We start from the raw sequence: 13,636 nt of genomic DNA, 5'->3' as shown, positions 1-13,636 counted from the left end.
CAACCGATTTAGAACGTTTGGTGTTTCGTGTCGTCACCGGCCGCGCAGCTGCTCCGGGATCGGCAGTCCCGCTCCGTACGGATGCGGGTGCGGCCGCAGGACTTCGCCGATGGGGCGCCGCGGTGTCGCCGGCAGCGGGGTCGCGTCCTCCGGCAGCGAGCCGACTCGCACGACCAGCTGGGGTTCGAGCCGCCCGTCCAGGACGCAGTCCCGGATCAGGCCGCGGGTACTGGTCAGCTCGATCGGCTCGGTGTTCACGCATGACGCCAGGTTCAGCCGGGTCGCGGTGAGCAGGACCGCGCTGGCGGCCTCTCCGGCGCGAAGGCGGTCCAGCGCGGAGTCGCCCTTGGTCGCCAGCACCGTCAGGAGCGCGCCGTCCGGGCCTGCCGTGTCGGGAAGCCGTGCCCCGGCGAACTCGCGGACCCGCAGTTCGTGCGGAGAAGCCGACGCGAGGACCGTGTTCCGGGCGGGCACGCCGTCCGGCGCGTAGTCGTGCCCACTCCACGCCGCGAGCTCGATCTCGTAGTCCGGGTCGTCCCGGTGCAGACCGCCGGCTTCGGCGGCCGCGCCCGTGAGCGCCGACCGCTGGGGTGCTTCGGTGACGATCCGCAGCACCGCACCCTGGTCGGCCGCGCTCTTCTGCAGGAACACCTCGTCCCGCACCGGCAGGGGGCGCTCGGCGAACCGCCGGCGATCGGAACGCCGCCGGGGAATGGCCGCGGCGAGGGCGATGTCGCCGTCGCGGGTGTCGTGCGGCACCAGGACGATCCGGGCGAGCAGGCCCGGCTCGGGCAGCCGGTGGATCTGCGCGGCCCAGCCCATCGCCGCGGCGGCGACCGTGAAGTGGTGCAGGGCGCAGCCGCAGCTGACAAGCAGGTCCCGGCCGTCGGGGTCGGTGCGCCGCAGCCTGCGGCGTGGGTCGGCCCGCAGCTCGACCGTGCGGCCGTCGAAGTGCCATTGCCACGGCTGGGAGTTGTGCACCGAAGGGGCGCGCACCGCGAGCGCGACGGCCGCCCTCACGGTGTACGCGTCGGGCATCCTGTGGTCCATCGCTCCTCCTCGGATCGGTCGTCTCGATGCTCGTCGGGGCGGTGCGGGCGGACGAGAGCCGCACCGCCTTGGGGCGAGGGACCAAAGACCCCTGCTCCGCCGACGTCCGGCCGCTGTGGGAGCGCGGGTGCGGTTCGTAGCGTCGGGGTATGGCCGGACGGAAGAAGGCGCGGATCCCGCGCGAGCTCTACGAGCGCGAACTGCTGCGCCTGCAGGCCGAGCTGGTGAAACTGCAGGAGTGGGTGCGTGCCGAAGGGGCCCGCCTGGTCGTGGTGTTCGAGGGCCGGGACGCCGCCGGCAAGGGCAGCACGATCAAGCGCGTCACCGAGCACCTGAACCCGCGGGTCGTGCGGATCGCCGCGCTGCCGAGCCCGACCGAGCGTGAACGCACGCAGTGGTACTTCCAGCGCTACATCGAGCACCTGCCCGCTGCCGGCGAGATCGTGCTGTTCGACCGCAGCTGGTACAACCGCGCCGGCGTCGAGCGGGTGATGGGCTTCTGCACCCCCGAAGAGCACCAGCGGTTCCTGCAGCAGTGCCCGATCTTCGAGCGCCTGCTCATCGGCGACGGCATCCTGCTCCGCAAGTACTGGTTCTCGGTCAGCCTCGACGAACAGGAACGCCGCTTCGCCGCGCGCATCGACGACCCGATGCGCCGCTGGAAGCTCTCGCCCATCGACCTGCAGTCCGTGACGCACTGGGAGGACTACTCGCGGGCGAAGGACGACATGTTCGTGCACACCGACACCGTCGAATCCCCCTGGCACGTGGTGGAAAGCGAGGAGAAGCGGCGCGGCCGGCTGAACATGATCGCCCACCTGCTCTCGAGCGTTCCCTACTTCGAGGTGCCGCGGCAGGCGGTCTCGCTGCCACCTCGGCCCGAGCCGGCCGGCTACTTCCGCCCCGACCGGCGACTGCAGACCTACGTTCCCGACCACGCGGCCACCCTGCTGCCGCGCTGAACCGATCGGAGGAAGTCATGGACGACAAGGAAAAGGCGGCCATCGAAGCCGAGGCGCGCCGCGACGTCGCCGAGCGCGGCCGGCACGGTCCGGCGGTGGGCCGCTACCTGCACGCGGTCGAGCACCACGCGATCAAGGAGAACGAAGAGGACGTTGTGCCGGCCGCCGAGGACGCGCCTCGGCAGCCGACGGCCGGGCATCAGGGCTGAACGGTCCGCGTGTAAGCCGCGAGCGCCCGCTGCCGGGCGTTCGCGGCCACCGTGCGGACGAGCGCCGTGTGGACGGACCCGATGGCGGGCCGGGAGAGCCGCCAGGAGCGGCGGAACTTCAGCCAGCTCTCCGGGTCGCTCATCCGGACCCGCGTGTGCGCTGTCAGCAGCGTGCGGTGCGGGCCGTAGGGGAAGACCGACACCGCCAGCACCAGCTTGCCGTAGCCGGCTTCGTCGAAGGCCGCGAAGTCGTCGGCCTCCACACGCCGCCAGGTGATCACCGGCTGCCAGAACTTGCCGGCGACGCCGAGGGCGAACTCGCCGCCCGGCCGGTCGCCGAGCAGGGCCCACTCGGAGCCCGCGTCGAGGTCGTCCGGGGTCAGCCGGGTCGGCCGCCGGGGCGGGCCGTGCCGGCGGTGGTGCCAGCGTTCAGGCAGCATGCGCAGCCACCCCGCGGCCGAGACGACGCCGCCCCGGACGTCGGTGAAGTCGAGTTCGCGGGCCGCCGCGTAGGTCTCCTTCACCGGCGCGTCCACGATCGTGGTGCGCACCACCTCGAAGTGCGGGTGCGGCAGGAAATGGTCGATGAGCAGATCGGGTGAGGTCATCGTCCCAGCGTCGGCGAACACGGCCGCGGGGACAGGCGGATTTGGTCCCCGGCGAAAGGGACTTCGTGCCCTGACCGGCGAGTACCCGCCCCGCCCATGCTGATCTCCGACTCGCAGGAGGACTCGATGACCGCAACCACGCACCGCCCGGTGCTCGCCGGGGTGGACGCCTCGGCACCGTCGTTCGGCGCGGTCCGCTGGGCGGCGAAGGAAGCGCGGCGCCGCGGTACGACGCTGCGGCTGGTGCACGCCTGCGTCTTCGACGACACGCCGCCGCGGGGGCACGACGAACTCCTGCTGGAACACATCCACCGCCACCTGCGCCGCGCGGCCGAGATCGCCCGCGAAGAGGCGCCGGAGGTCCGGGTCGAGACGGCGGTCCAGCTCGGCCTGGCCGTGGAGATCCTGCTTGCCGAGGCGGCCGACGCGGCGCTCGTGGTCCTCGGCTCCCACGGCCTCGGCGGCCTGCGCGGTGCGCTGATCGGTTCGGTGGCCCTGCGTGTGGCGGCGGAAGCGCCGTGTCCGGTCGTCGTGGTGCCGGGTAACCGGCCGGTCCCGACGGGTCCCGTCGCGGTGGGGATCGACCGGACCGAGTCCAGCGAGCACGCGCTGCGGTTCGCCTTCGAGGCGGCTGCCGCGCTGCGGGCGCCGGTGCTGGTCGTCCACGCCTGGCACACCGGAAACGGCGTCGCCGAGCAGCAGGAGCTGGAAACGCGGGTCGCGGCCTGGCAGGGCAAGTACCCGGACCTCGAAGTGACCGGCCAGGTCGTGCGGGACCGGGCGCCGGCGCACGCCCTGCAGCAGGTGGCGCCGAACGCCCGCTTGATCGTCATCGGCACCCGGGGCCGTGGACCGGTCGCCGGCGGGGTCCTGGGTTCGACCGGCAACACCCTGCTCGCGCACGCGGCCTGCCCGGTCGCGGTCGTGCACTGAAAGGAGCCGAAGTGAAGGCACGCGACATCATGACGAGGCCCGTGGTGCGGGTCGGCCCGGCCACGCCGGTCCGCGAAGCCATCGTGCTGCTCACCGAACACTGCGTGGCCGCGCTGCCGGTGGTCGGGGAGGACGACGCGGTGCTCGGCGTGTTCACCGAGGCCGACGCACTCCGCAGCGGCGTCGCCGGGAAAGGACTGGCGCCCGAGGTGCCGGTGGCCACGACGATGACCGCCCCGGCCGAGACGGTCGGCCTCGACACCGACGTCACCGAGATCGCCCGGCACATGCTGGGCGACCGGCGGCGCAGCATCCCGGTGGTCGACGACGACGGCGTGCTCGTGGGCATCGTCAGCCGCCGCGACATGCTCACGCCGCTGGTGCGCCAGGACGACTCGGTCGCCTCCCACCTCAACGCGCTGCTGACCGACTACTCGGGCCACCGCGACCGGTGGGCCGTGTCCGTCACCGGCGGCATGGTGACGATCCGGGGCGTGTTCACCGACGAGGCCGAGCGCCGCGTGGTGGCCGCGCTGGCGAAGACGGTCTACGGCGTCGTCGGCGTCGAGCTGTGGGAAGAGGCGACGGTGCGACCATGAAGATCCTCGTCGCGGTGGCGACCCGGCACGGGGCCACCAGAGAAATCGCCGAAAGCCTGGCCACCGCGCTCGGCTCGGCGCTGACCGACGCCGGGGTGGGGTCGCAGGTCGAGGTCCGCGACGCGGGCCTGGTGCACTCGGTCGACGGCTTCGACGCCGTGGTCCTCGGCAGCGCCGTCTACCTGGGACACTGGCTCGATCCGGCCAGGAAGCTCGCGGAGTCCTTTCCGGACGAGCTCCGCCGGGTGCCGGTGTGGCTCTTCTCCAGCGGCCCGGTCGGTGAGCAGAAGCACCCGGCCGAGGAGCCGGTCGTGGTCGAGGACCTCGTCCACCGGCTCGACGTCCGCGATCACCGGCTGTTCGGCGGCAAGATCGACCGCCACACCCTGAAGTTCCCCGAACGCGCCGTCGTTTCGGCGCTGCGCGTCGGCGACGCCGACAACCGGGACTGGCCCTCGATCCGCGCCTGGGGCCGCGAGATCGGGATGAGCCTGGCCCACCTGGAAAGGAGCGTGTCATGACCGGCTACCCGGTCCGGGTCGAGGCGACCCTGGACGAGCCGCTCTCGCGCGGGCTCTGGCTGGTGAAGTGGCTGCTGGCCGTCCCGCACTACGTCGTCCTGGCGTTCCTGTGGTTCGCCTACCCGTTCGTCACGATCGCTGCGTTCTTCGCGATCTTGGTGACCGGGCGCTATCCGCGGCCGCTGTTCGAGTTCGCCTCCGGCGTGCTGCGCTGGAGCTGGCGGGTGCAGTACTACTCCTACGCCGCGCTCGGCACCGACCGGTACCCGCCGTTCACCTTCGCCGACGTCCCGGACTACCCGGCCCGGCTCGAAATCGCCTATCCCGAAAAGCTTTCCCGCGGACTGGTGCTCGTGAAGTGGTGGCTGCTGGCCGTCCCGCACTTCCTCGTCGTCGGCCTGTTCGTCGGCGGCGGCAGCTGGCTGGCGTTCCGCGCCGGTGGCGACGGCTTCGACTGGGCCGCCGGCGGGCTCGTGGGTGTGCTGGTCGTCGTGGCCGGCATCGTGCTGCTGTGCACCGGCCGCTACCCGCGGCCGATCTTCGACTTCGTCCTCGGCATGGACCGCTGGGTGCTGCGCGTCGCGGCCTACGTGTCGCTGATGACCGACGAGTACCCGCCGTTCCGGCTCGACATGGGCGGCGCCGAGTCCGGCCACGAACCCCCGCACCCCCACCCGGCCCACCCGCACGCGGGCGGCTGGACCGGCGGCCGGATCGCCGCCGCGGTGACCGGCGCCGTGCTGGTGCTCGGGTCGATGGGCCTGCTCACCGGCGGCGGGGCGGTGCTGTGGGCGGATCGCACCCAGCGCGACGACGACGGCTACCTGACCGCGTCGAGCACCTTCGTCTCGAGCGGGTACGCGGTCGCCACCGACCCGGTGCGGCTGCAGGGCGTCTCCGCGCCGAAGCTCACGACCTTCGTGGGTGACGTCCGGATCCGGGTCACCGACACCGGCGGCCGTCCGGTCTTCGTGGGCATCGGCCGCACTGCCGACGTCGAGCGGTACCTGGCCGCCACCGAGTACACGACCGCGGGGAACCGGACACACCCGGGTAGCGCGCCGGCCGTCCCGCCCGGTGCCGCCGGGGTGTGGGTCGCGAGCGCGTCGGGGGCGGGCACGCAGACCGTCGGCTGGCCGGTGCTCGACGGGCAGTGGACCGCCGTCGTGATGAACGCGGACGCCTCGCGCGGGGTCTCCGTGCGCGCCGACGCCGGCGCGACCGCACCCGCCCTCGGCTGGATCGCCCTGGCCCTGCTGGTTTCCGGGGCCATCGTGCTCGCCGGCGGCGTCGTCCTGATCGGCGTGGCCGCGCGCGGCGCCTCGCGGCGCCCCGCGGCGCCCGCCCCACCCCAGCCGTCCACTGTGGACACCTGAGAAAGGAAAGACCATGCACGCACAGCCGGGCGACTGGCTCGTCGTCAAGGGCCCGCAGGTCGACGCGCCCGAACAGCGCGGCCGGATCCTGGAGGTGCGCTCCGCCGACGGGACACCGCCGTACGTCGTCCGCTGGACCGCGGACGACCACGTGTCGACCGTCTTCCCCGGTCCGGACGCGATCGTGCGGACCGCCGAGGAAGAGAAGGCGGCCGAAGACCGCGCGCGCACCCGCTTCGACCGGGTGCAGCGGTACATCCACGAGGAGGCCGGCCATGTCGGCGTTCGTTGACGGCGCGGTCGTGGCCGGGATCGACGGCTCGTCCTCGGCGGTCCAGGCCGCCGTCTGGGCGGCCGGGGAAGCCGTCCGGCGCGGCCGTCCGCTGCGGCTGGTGCAGGTGTACACGCTGCCGCGGGTGAACGCGCCGGTCGCGTTCGGCACCCACGAGCAGATCCGGGCCGGCCTGGCGGAGCGGGCCGAGGAGTGGCTCACCGAAGCGAAGGCCACGGTGCTCGCGGCGTTCCCGGACGTCGAAGCCGGCACCGCTGCCCGGGAGTGGAGCCCGGTGACCGCCCTGGTCCAGGAGTCGCAGCACGCCGAACTGGTCGTGCTGGGCTCGCGCGGGCTGGGCGGGTTCACCGGCCTGCTGGTCGGGTCCACCGCCGTTTCGATCGTGGCGCACGCGCACTGCCCGATCGTCGTCGTCCGCGGCCGCACCCCGCACGACCCGCCGCCGGCCACCGGACCCGTGGTGGTCGGTGCCGACGGCTCGCCGGACAGCGAGGCCGCGCTGGCGTTCGCGTGCGAGGAAGCCCGGCTGCGGGGCACCGGCCTGGTCGCGGTGCACACTTGGAGCGACGTCCTGGCCGACGGCATGCTCCGCGCGCATCCGCTGGACGAGGATCCGGCGGCGATCCAGCAGGCCGAGCGGGAGAAGCTCGCTCAGCAGGTGGAGGGCTGGCAGGCGAAGTACCCGGACGTGGCGATCGGGTTCGATGTGACGCGCGGGCGGCCGGTCCGCACGCTGCTGGAACGCGGCGAGCACGCGCAGCTGATCGTGGTCGGCTGCCGCGGCCGCGGCGGGTTCACCGGCATGCTGCTCGGCTCGACGAGCCAGGCGCTGATCGCGCACGCGCCGTGCCCGGTCGCCGTCGTCCGCCCGCCCGGGAGCCGGGCGTGACCGCGCGGACCCGGGCGACCATGCGGGTGCTGGCGGCCTTCGAGACGCTGTTCGCCGCGAGCGCGGTGTACGGCGGGATCTCGCTGATCGCCGGGGCGCCAGGGTTCGCGATGCCGGTCGAATGGCTGGAGCCGCTCGGGCTGACCAGCTGGGTGCTGCCGGGGATCGCGCTCGCGCTGGCCGTCGGCGGGGCGCTCGCCGGGGCGTCGGTGTTCGCGTGGCGCCTCGACTTCCGGGCCCCGATCGCGGCGCTGGCCGCCGGCGCGGTGCTCACCGGCTGGCTGGCGATCCAGTTCGGCGTGATCGGCGTGCGTGCCCCGGTCCAATGGGTGACCGTCGGGCTCTTGGTGGTCCTGCTCGGGCTGGCGCTGCTGGCCCGCCACCGGCTGGTGCGGTCATGACCACCATGGTCGGGACCACCGCGTTCTTCGACACCGGTTCCCTGCGCTTGCTGCGCGGCGGCCTGGCGCTGAGCGTGCACGCCGGTGACTGGCGCCTCGACACCCCGGACGGCTCGGTCGGGTTCGCCGGCTCGGACTTCGCTGTCCCACCAACGCTGTCCCGGCTGCTGCGGGCCTACACCCGCGACGACGCGCTGGTGCCGGTCGCGCATCTCCCCGGAGGCGGCCTCGCCGACCTGCGGGCGGCGGTGGGCAGCGGGCTCGTGCCGCCCGATCGGCCGCCGGACGATTCCGCCCGTGGCGTTGTTCTTCGGTACGTGCGCGCGCAGCTCGCCGCGCTGGCCGCCGCGGACCTGGCCGTCCGTCAGGACGCGCCGGACGCCGTGCACCGGATGCGCGTGGCCGCGCGGCGGCTGCGGGGCGTGTTCTCGGCCTACGCCCCGGCACTGGGTGGGCGGAAGCTGCTGCGCGAGGTCAGCGGCGCCCTGCGCTGGCTGGGCGGAGAGCTCGCGCCCGCGCGCGACACCGAGGTTCAGTGGGCGCGCTCGCGCCCTTGGGCCGGGGCGCACTCGGACGCCTACTTCGCGGCTCTCGCGGAGGAGGCGCACGACCGGGTGCGCCGCGCCCTGGACAGCCGTCGGTACGTCCAGTTGCTGAACGCGCTGGACGTGCTCGGAGTGGTGCTGGCCGAAGAGCCGCGGCGCAAGTGGCCGAAGGCCGCCCGCCGTCGCGCCGCGAAAGTGCTGCCCCGCCTGGTCCGCGGCGTGGCCGACGACGTCGACGGGCGGGTGGCCCGGGTGGCCGCGCTGCCCGCCGGGCCGGAGCGCGACTGCGCCGTCCACGACGTCCGGAAAGCCGCCAAACGGCTGCGGTACGCCCTCGAGGCCGCCGGTGCGAAATCCTCCCTGCACGAGTTCCAAGACCTGCTCGGGGAGTTCCAGGACGCCGTCGTCGCGCGGGAGCACCTGCTTGCGCTGGGCGTCCGCGAAGGCCCGATCCGCGACGGCGAGGTCGCTGCGGCCGAACATTGCGTCGCGGCCCTGCCCGGAGCGTGGCACGACCTGCGGAAGGATCTTCGTCCTTTGTGGACGTGAGTGTGCGAAGGGACATAAGTCCCTGCGACCGGTGACCGACGCCAGCGGTCACCGTGGTCCGGCCTTCCTACGTTGGGAGGTGACACGAAAGGAACCCCGATGCGCGCACGCGACCTGATGACCGCACCGGTGATCACCGTGCACCCGTGGACGTCCGCCAAGGAGGCGGCCGAGCTGCTGTCCACGCACGGCTTCACCGCTCTCCCCGTGGTCGACGACGACGATGCCCTGATCGGCATCGTCACCGAGGCCGACCTGATCCGCGGCCGCATCCCGGCCGACCCCCGCTCCACCCACGAGCCCCGCGAAACCGTCGCCGGCAAGACGGCCGGCGACCTGATGACCAGTCCCGTGACCGCCATGAGCACCGGCACCGACGTCGCCGACCTGTGCCAGGCCCTGGTGGACGCCCGGATCCGGGCGATGCCCATCGTCGACGGCTCGACCGTCGTCGGCATCGTGACCCGCCGAGACGTAGTCCGCGTGCTTGCCCGGGACGACGTCGAGATCGCACGGGATGTCAAGCACCGCTTGGAGATCTACGGCGGCAGCGGCCGCTGGCAGGTCGAGGTCCGCGACGGGTCCGTGCACATCACCGACCAGTTCGACGACGACACCGACCGGCACGTCGCCCAGCTGCTGGCGCTCGCCGTGCCGGGCGTTGTCGCCGCCGACACCGCGTATGCGGGTGAGGAGCAGGCACGATGAGTGCCATCGACCCGAGGATCACCGTGGGCGTGGACGGCTCGACGGGGTCCACCGCAGCCGTCACGTGGGCGGCGAAGCTCGCGTCCCTGCGCCACCTCGAGCTGAGGATCGTCCACGGCCTGCAGATCGCCGGCCTCTACTACGGCGGCGGTTTGTCCGGCATCGGCGCCACCACGCTGGTCGACGCGATCCGGGCCGACGCGGAACGGCACCTCGCCGACGCACGCGCCCTCGCCGCATCGATCGACGAGAACCTGGTCATCACGACCGCGATGCCCAACGATCCCCCCGTGCCGCTGCTGATCGAGGAGTCCCGGCACGCGCGGCTGCTCGTCGTGGGCCGCACCGGCACCGGCGGGTTCACCGGGATGCTGATCGGTGGCACGGCTGGCACGGTCGCCGCCCACGCCCACTGCCCGGTCGCGGTCGTTCGCGGCCGCGCGGACTCCGCCGCCTTCGCCGATTCCGGGCCGGTCGTGGTCGGTGCCGACGGCAGCCCGAACAGCGAACAGGCACTGGCGATCGCGTTCGAGGAAGCTTCGCTGCGCGGTGTGCCGCTGGTGGCCGTGCACGCCTGGAGCGACGTCACCTACGAAGACACTCGCGGCACCGCCCGGATCCGCACCCAGCCGGAGACCCTCGAAGCCGACGAGGAGCGGCTGCTCGGCCAGCGGCTCGCCGGCTGGCAGGAGAAGTACCCCGACGTCGAGGTCCGCCGTCAGGTCGTGCGCGACCGGCCCCGGCACCTCCTGCTCGACGCGAGCGAGACCGCGCAGCTGGTGGTCGTCGGCAGCCGTGGCCGCGGCGGCTTCACCGGGATGCTGCTCGGCTCGACCAGCCAGGCGCTCGTGCAGCACGCCCAGTGCCCGGTGCTCGTGGTCCGCCCGGAGAAGAAGGCGTGACCGCGCTCGACGCCCGGCCCGCGGTGCTCGGGAGCATCGAGCTGGCCCAGGTGGACGCTCTCTGGCGGGCCGCGAACTACCTCGCGGCCGGCCAGATCTACCTCATGGCGAACCCGCTGCTGCGCGACCCGCTGCGCCCCGAGCACGTCAAGCCGAGGCTGCTCGGGCATTGGGGGACCTCACCCGGCCTGAACTTCGTCTACGCGCACCTGAACCGGGCCATCCTGACCCACGACCTGGACGCCATGCTCGTCACCGGCCCGGGCCACGGCGGTCCGGCGCTGCTGGCCAACACCTGGCTCGAAGGGAGCTACACCGAGGCGTGGCCCGAGGTCACCCAGGACGCCGGGGGCATGCGGGAGCTGTTCAAGCAGTTCTCGTTCCCCGGTGGCGTGCCCAGCCACGTCGCCCCGCAGGTGCCCGGCTCGATCCACGAGGGCGGCGAGCTGGGCTATTCGCTCGCCCACGCCTTCGGCGCGGCGTTCGACAACCCCGGTCTCGTGGTCGCCTGCGTGGTGGGGGACGGCGAGGCCGAGACCGGCCCGCTCGCGACGTCCTGGCACGCCAACAAGTTCCTCGACCCCGTCCGCGACGGTGCGGTCCTGCCGATCCTGCACCTCAACGGCTACAAGATCGCCAACCCGACCGTGCTCTCCCGCATCGCCCCGGCCGAGCTGGACGCGCTGCTGCGCGGATACGGCTACGAACCGATCCACGTCGAGGGCAGCGACCCGGAGACGATGCACCAGGCCATGGCCGCCGCGCTCGACTCGGCCGTCGCGACCCTGGCCGAGCGGCGGGGCGTGTGGCCGATGATCGTGCTGCGCAGCCCCAAGGGCTGGACCGGTCCGTCCGTAGTGGACGGAAAGCCGGTCGAGGGCACCTGGCGTGCGCACCAGGTGCCGCTGTCCGAGGTCCGGCGCAACCCGGAGCACCTGCGGCAGCTGGAGGAGTGGCTGCGCTCCTACCGTCCGGAGGAGCTGTTCGATGACCGCGGCCGCCCGGTCGAGGACGTCACGGCGATGATCCCGGCGGGGGAGCGGCGGATGGGCGCCAACCCGCACGCCAACGGCGGTGTCCTCCTGCGTCCGCTCACCCTGCCGGACGTCGCGGCCCACGCGGTCGCGGTCCCGGCTCCGGGCGCGACGGTGGCCGAGCCGACCCGGGTGCTGGGCCGGTTCCTGCGGGACGTCTTCGCGTTCAACGCCGACCGGGCGAACTTCCGCCTCTTCGGCCCCGACGAGACGGCGTCCAACCGGCTCGACGCGGTCTACGACGTCACCGGCAAGCAGTGGCAGGCCGCGATCGAACCGGTGGACGAGCACCTGTCTGCGGACGGGCGCGTCCTGGAGGTGCTCTCGGAGCACCTGTGCCAGGGCTGGCTCGAGGGCTACCTGCTGTCCGGCCGGCACGGGTTGTTCTCCTGCTACGAAGCGTTCGTGCACATCGTCGACTCGATGGTGAACCAGCACATCAAGTGGCTGCGGGTGCACCGGCAGATCCCGTGGCGGCGGCCGGTCGCGTCGCTCAACTACCTGCTGACCTCGCACGTGTGGCGGCAGGACCACAACGGCTTCTCCCACCAGGACCCGGGGTTCGTCGACCACATCGCCAACAAGAGCTCCGAGGTCGTGCGGATCTACTTCCCGCCGGACACCAACACGCTGCTCGAGGTCGCGGCGCACTGCCTGCGCAGCCGGGACTACGTGAACGTCGTCGTCGCGGGCAAGAACGACAGCCCGAACTGGCTCGACGCCGAGCAGGCCGCGCTGCACTGCGCGCGCGGGGTGAGCATCTGGGAATGGGCGAGCACGCACACCGACCGCGAGCCCGACGTCGTTCTCGGGTGCGCGGGCGACGCGCCGACGCTGGAAGTGCTGGCGGCGGCCCAGATCCTGCGGCAGGAGCTGCCGGACCTGGCGGTGCGCGTGGTGAACGTCGTCGACCTGATGCGCCTGCAGCCGGAGGTCGAGCACCCGCACGGTCTCGGTGACCGCGAGTTCGACGCGCTGTTCACCCCGGACCGCCCGGTGATCTTCGCCTACCACGGCTACCCGTGGCTCATCCACCGGCTGGCCTACCGCCGCACCAACCACCACGATATGCACGTGCGCGGCTACATCGAGCACGGCACCACGACGACGCCGTTCGACATGCTGGTGCTCAACCACATGGACCGGTTCCAGCTGGTGATCGACGTGATCGACCGCGTGCCGGGCCTGGTGGCAACGGCGGGCGTGCTGCGGCAGCGGATGACCGAGGCCCAGGGCCGGCACCGCCGCTGGATCCGGGCGCACGGTGAGGACCTGCCCGAGATCCGCGACTGGACCTGGGCGGGCTGAGCCGTGACCGCCGCGGTCGCGCCGGCCGTGGCGGTCACGATCACCCTGGTCTTCGACTTCACCAACGGGTTCCACGACTCGGCGAACTCGGTGGCCGCGCTGGTCGCGACCCGCGCGGCCACGCCGGGCGCGGCGCTTCCGCCGCCGGCATCTGCCGGATGCGCCCCATCGACGACTGGCGAGTCAAGGCGGCTCGGCCGCGGTGATCCTCGCCGCCGCGGCCGCCGGGGCTCCCGTCAGCACGACCCACGTCGTCGCCGCGTCGGTCGTGGGCGCCGGCGCCGGCCGTCGTGCCCGCCAAGCCCGGTGGCCGATGGTCGGCGACGTGATTTTCAGCACCCCGCTCGAGGCCGAGGACGTCTTCGAACTAGCGGAACGACTCGGCGAAATCGCGGAAGCGGCCTACATGCTGGTGCGCGAATCCGATTTGTCCCGCACTCCGCCGGATACTCATCTACTGGCGATGGTCCTGACCTCGGTCACGGCGTTCGACATGCTTCACGAAGCTCTCAACGCTTTACCCGCCGCGGGCGCGGCAGGGGAGGCCGACGCGGCACTGTCCTCTTTGGATGCGGCGGAACACGCCTACCGGCGGGCGATCGCCGCGCTGGAGACCGAGCCGGACCCGCGCCGGGAAATGCGGCTCCGGGAGCTTTACCGCCGAGCCGAACACCTCGCATCGGCTGTGCAACGATTAGGGCGCCGCACGTGGTACGCCGTCTGCAAAATCTCGTGAAAAGTTCGGTGGAC

At 72.8% G+C, this 13,636-nt stretch carries 16 protein-coding genes; 14 read left to right on the top strand and 2 right to left on the bottom strand.

Annotation, left to right across the window (positions count from 1 at the left end):
• Window positions 1-33: 33 nt before the first annotated feature.
• On the bottom strand, window positions 34-1,050 hold the full coding sequence (locus QSK39_RS21015) for an Acg family FMN-binding oxidoreductase (RefSeq protein ID WP_285479464.1): 1,017 nt from the start codon (window positions 1,048-1,050) through the stop codon (window positions 34-36).
• Between the two features lie 149 nt (window positions 1,051-1,199).
• Here QSK39_RS21015 and ppk2 point away from each other — a divergent pair, with 149 nt between their 5' ends.
• Together ppk2 and QSK39_RS21005 are read left to right on the top strand one after the other, a co-directional pair.
• Complete coding sequence (ppk2, locus tag QSK39_RS21010; protein WP_285479463.1) at window positions 1,200-2,012, top strand: polyphosphate kinase 2; 813 nt, start codon at window positions 1,200-1,202, stop codon at window positions 2,010-2,012.
• 17 nt (window positions 2,013-2,029) lie between these two features.
• A complete protein-coding gene (locus tag QSK39_RS21005) occupies window positions 2,030-2,221 on the top strand; it encodes a hypothetical protein (protein ID WP_285479462.1) in 192 nt (63 codons plus the stop codon).
• On the opposite strand, the gene QSK39_RS21000 is transcribed toward QSK39_RS21005, so the two are convergent.
• Entirely contained in the window at window positions 2,212-2,829 is a 618-nt protein-coding gene (locus QSK39_RS21000) for a hypothetical protein (RefSeq protein WP_285479461.1), read from the bottom strand. The genes QSK39_RS21005 and QSK39_RS21000 overlap by 10 nt on opposite strands.
• A gap of 126 nt (window positions 2,830-2,955) precedes the next feature.
• Between QSK39_RS21000 and QSK39_RS20995 the strand changes: the two genes are divergently transcribed.
• From QSK39_RS20995 to QSK39_RS20940, 12 genes are all read left to right on the top strand, one after another.
• On the top strand, window positions 2,956-3,762 hold the full coding sequence (locus QSK39_RS20995) for a universal stress protein (RefSeq protein WP_285479460.1): 807 nt from the start codon (window positions 2,956-2,958) through the stop codon (window positions 3,760-3,762).
• Between the two features lie 11 nt (window positions 3,763-3,773).
• Window positions 3,774-4,361: a CBS domain-containing protein gene (locus QSK39_RS20990; RefSeq protein ID WP_285479459.1), complete on the top strand. Its 588-nt coding sequence runs from the start codon at window positions 3,774-3,776 to the stop codon at window positions 4,359-4,361.
• A complete protein-coding gene (locus QSK39_RS20985) occupies window positions 4,358-4,882 on the top strand; it encodes a flavodoxin domain-containing protein (protein WP_285479458.1) in 525 nt (174 codons plus the stop codon). Before QSK39_RS20990 ends, QSK39_RS20985 begins: the two co-directional genes overlap by 4 nt.
• Complete coding sequence (locus tag QSK39_RS20980; RefSeq protein ID WP_285479457.1) at window positions 4,879-6,258, top strand: DUF4389 domain-containing protein; 1,380 nt, start codon at window positions 4,879-4,881, stop codon at window positions 6,256-6,258. Before QSK39_RS20985 ends, QSK39_RS20980 begins: the two co-directional genes overlap by 4 nt.
• 13 nt (window positions 6,259-6,271) lie before the next feature.
• The gene (locus tag QSK39_RS20975; RefSeq protein ID WP_285479456.1) at window positions 6,272-6,550 is read left to right on the top strand and encodes a DUF1918 domain-containing protein; all 279 of its coding nucleotides are present in this window, start codon (window positions 6,272-6,274) and stop codon (window positions 6,548-6,550) included.
• A complete protein-coding gene (locus QSK39_RS20970; RefSeq protein ID WP_285479455.1) occupies window positions 6,534-7,439 on the top strand; it encodes a universal stress protein in 906 nt (301 codons plus the stop codon). The genes QSK39_RS20975 and QSK39_RS20970 overlap by 17 nt, the downstream gene beginning before the upstream one ends.
• Window positions 7,436-7,840: a hypothetical protein gene (locus QSK39_RS20965; RefSeq protein WP_285479454.1), complete on the top strand. Its 405-nt coding sequence runs from the start codon at window positions 7,436-7,438 to the stop codon at window positions 7,838-7,840. The genes QSK39_RS20970 and QSK39_RS20965 overlap by 4 nt, the downstream gene beginning before the upstream one ends.
• Entirely contained in the window at window positions 7,837-8,934 is a 1,098-nt protein-coding gene (locus QSK39_RS20960) for a CHAD domain-containing protein (protein ID WP_285479453.1), read from the top strand. Before QSK39_RS20965 ends, QSK39_RS20960 begins: the two co-directional genes overlap by 4 nt.
• Window positions 8,935-9,033: 99 nt before the next feature.
• Window positions 9,034-9,642: a CBS domain-containing protein gene (locus tag QSK39_RS20955; RefSeq protein ID WP_285479452.1), complete on the top strand. Its 609-nt coding sequence runs from the start codon at window positions 9,034-9,036 to the stop codon at window positions 9,640-9,642.
• Window positions 9,639-10,544 carry a universal stress protein gene (locus QSK39_RS20950; RefSeq protein ID WP_285479451.1) on the top strand — a complete coding sequence of 302 codons (906 nt, stop codon included), beginning with the start codon at window positions 9,639-9,641 and terminating at the stop codon, window positions 10,542-10,544. Before QSK39_RS20955 ends, QSK39_RS20950 begins: the two co-directional genes overlap by 4 nt.
• Window positions 10,541-12,886, top strand: a complete 2,346-nt coding sequence (locus tag QSK39_RS20945; RefSeq protein ID WP_285479450.1) for a phosphoketolase family protein — start codon at window positions 10,541-10,543, stop codon at window positions 12,884-12,886. Before QSK39_RS20950 ends, QSK39_RS20945 begins: the two co-directional genes overlap by 4 nt.
• A 151-nt stretch (window positions 12,887-13,037) precedes the next feature.
• Window positions 13,038-13,622 (top strand): inorganic phosphate transporter, encoded by a 585-nt coding sequence (locus QSK39_RS20940; RefSeq protein ID WP_353051070.1) that lies wholly within the window; start codon window positions 13,038-13,040, stop codon window positions 13,620-13,622.
• The last annotated feature ends 14 nt before the right edge of the window (window positions 13,623-13,636 follow it).

The sequence above is a fragment of the Amycolatopsis sp. NBRC 101858 genome, from assembly GCF_030269325.1.
Lineage (GTDB): Bacteria > Actinomycetota > Actinomycetes > Mycobacteriales > Pseudonocardiaceae > Amycolatopsis > Amycolatopsis ponsaeliensis.
This window is presented reverse-complemented; position numbering and strand designations above follow the sequence as displayed.

Excerpts from the sequence above, each read along its gene's own strand:
- QSK39_RS20960 (WP_285479453.1), top strand. The coding sequence starts at position 7,837 with ATGACCACCATGGTCGGGACCACCGCGTTCTTCGACACCGGTTCCCTG.
- ppk2 (WP_285479463.1), top strand. The coding sequence starts at position 1,200 with ATGGCCGGACGGAAGAAGGCGCGGATCCCGCGCGAGCTCTACGAGCGC.
- QSK39_RS21005 (WP_285479462.1), top strand. The coding sequence starts at position 2,030 with ATGGACGACAAGGAAAAGGCGGCCATCGAAGCCGAGGCGCGCCGCGAC.
- QSK39_RS21000 (WP_285479461.1), bottom strand. The coding sequence starts at position 2,829 with ATGACCTCACCCGATCTGCTCATCGACCATTTCCTGCCGCACCCGCAC.
- QSK39_RS20955 (WP_285479452.1), top strand. The coding sequence starts at position 9,034 with ATGCGCGCACGCGACCTGATGACCGCACCGGTGATCACCGTGCACCCG.
- QSK39_RS20975 (WP_285479456.1), top strand. The coding sequence starts at position 6,272 with ATGCACGCACAGCCGGGCGACTGGCTCGTCGTCAAGGGCCCGCAGGTC.
- QSK39_RS20970 (WP_285479455.1), top strand. The coding sequence starts at position 6,534 with ATGTCGGCGTTCGTTGACGGCGCGGTCGTGGCCGGGATCGACGGCTCG.
- QSK39_RS20995 (WP_285479460.1), top strand. The coding sequence starts at position 2,956 with ATGACCGCAACCACGCACCGCCCGGTGCTCGCCGGGGTGGACGCCTCG.
- QSK39_RS21015 (WP_285479464.1), bottom strand. The coding sequence starts at position 1,050 with ATGGACCACAGGATGCCCGACGCGTACACCGTGAGGGCGGCCGTCGCG.
- QSK39_RS20985 (WP_285479458.1), top strand. The coding sequence starts at position 4,358 with ATGAAGATCCTCGTCGCGGTGGCGACCCGGCACGGGGCCACCAGAGAA.
- QSK39_RS20950 (WP_285479451.1), top strand. The coding sequence starts at position 9,639 with ATGAGTGCCATCGACCCGAGGATCACCGTGGGCGTGGACGGCTCGACG.
- QSK39_RS20980 (WP_285479457.1), top strand. The coding sequence starts at position 4,879 with ATGACCGGCTACCCGGTCCGGGTCGAGGCGACCCTGGACGAGCCGCTC.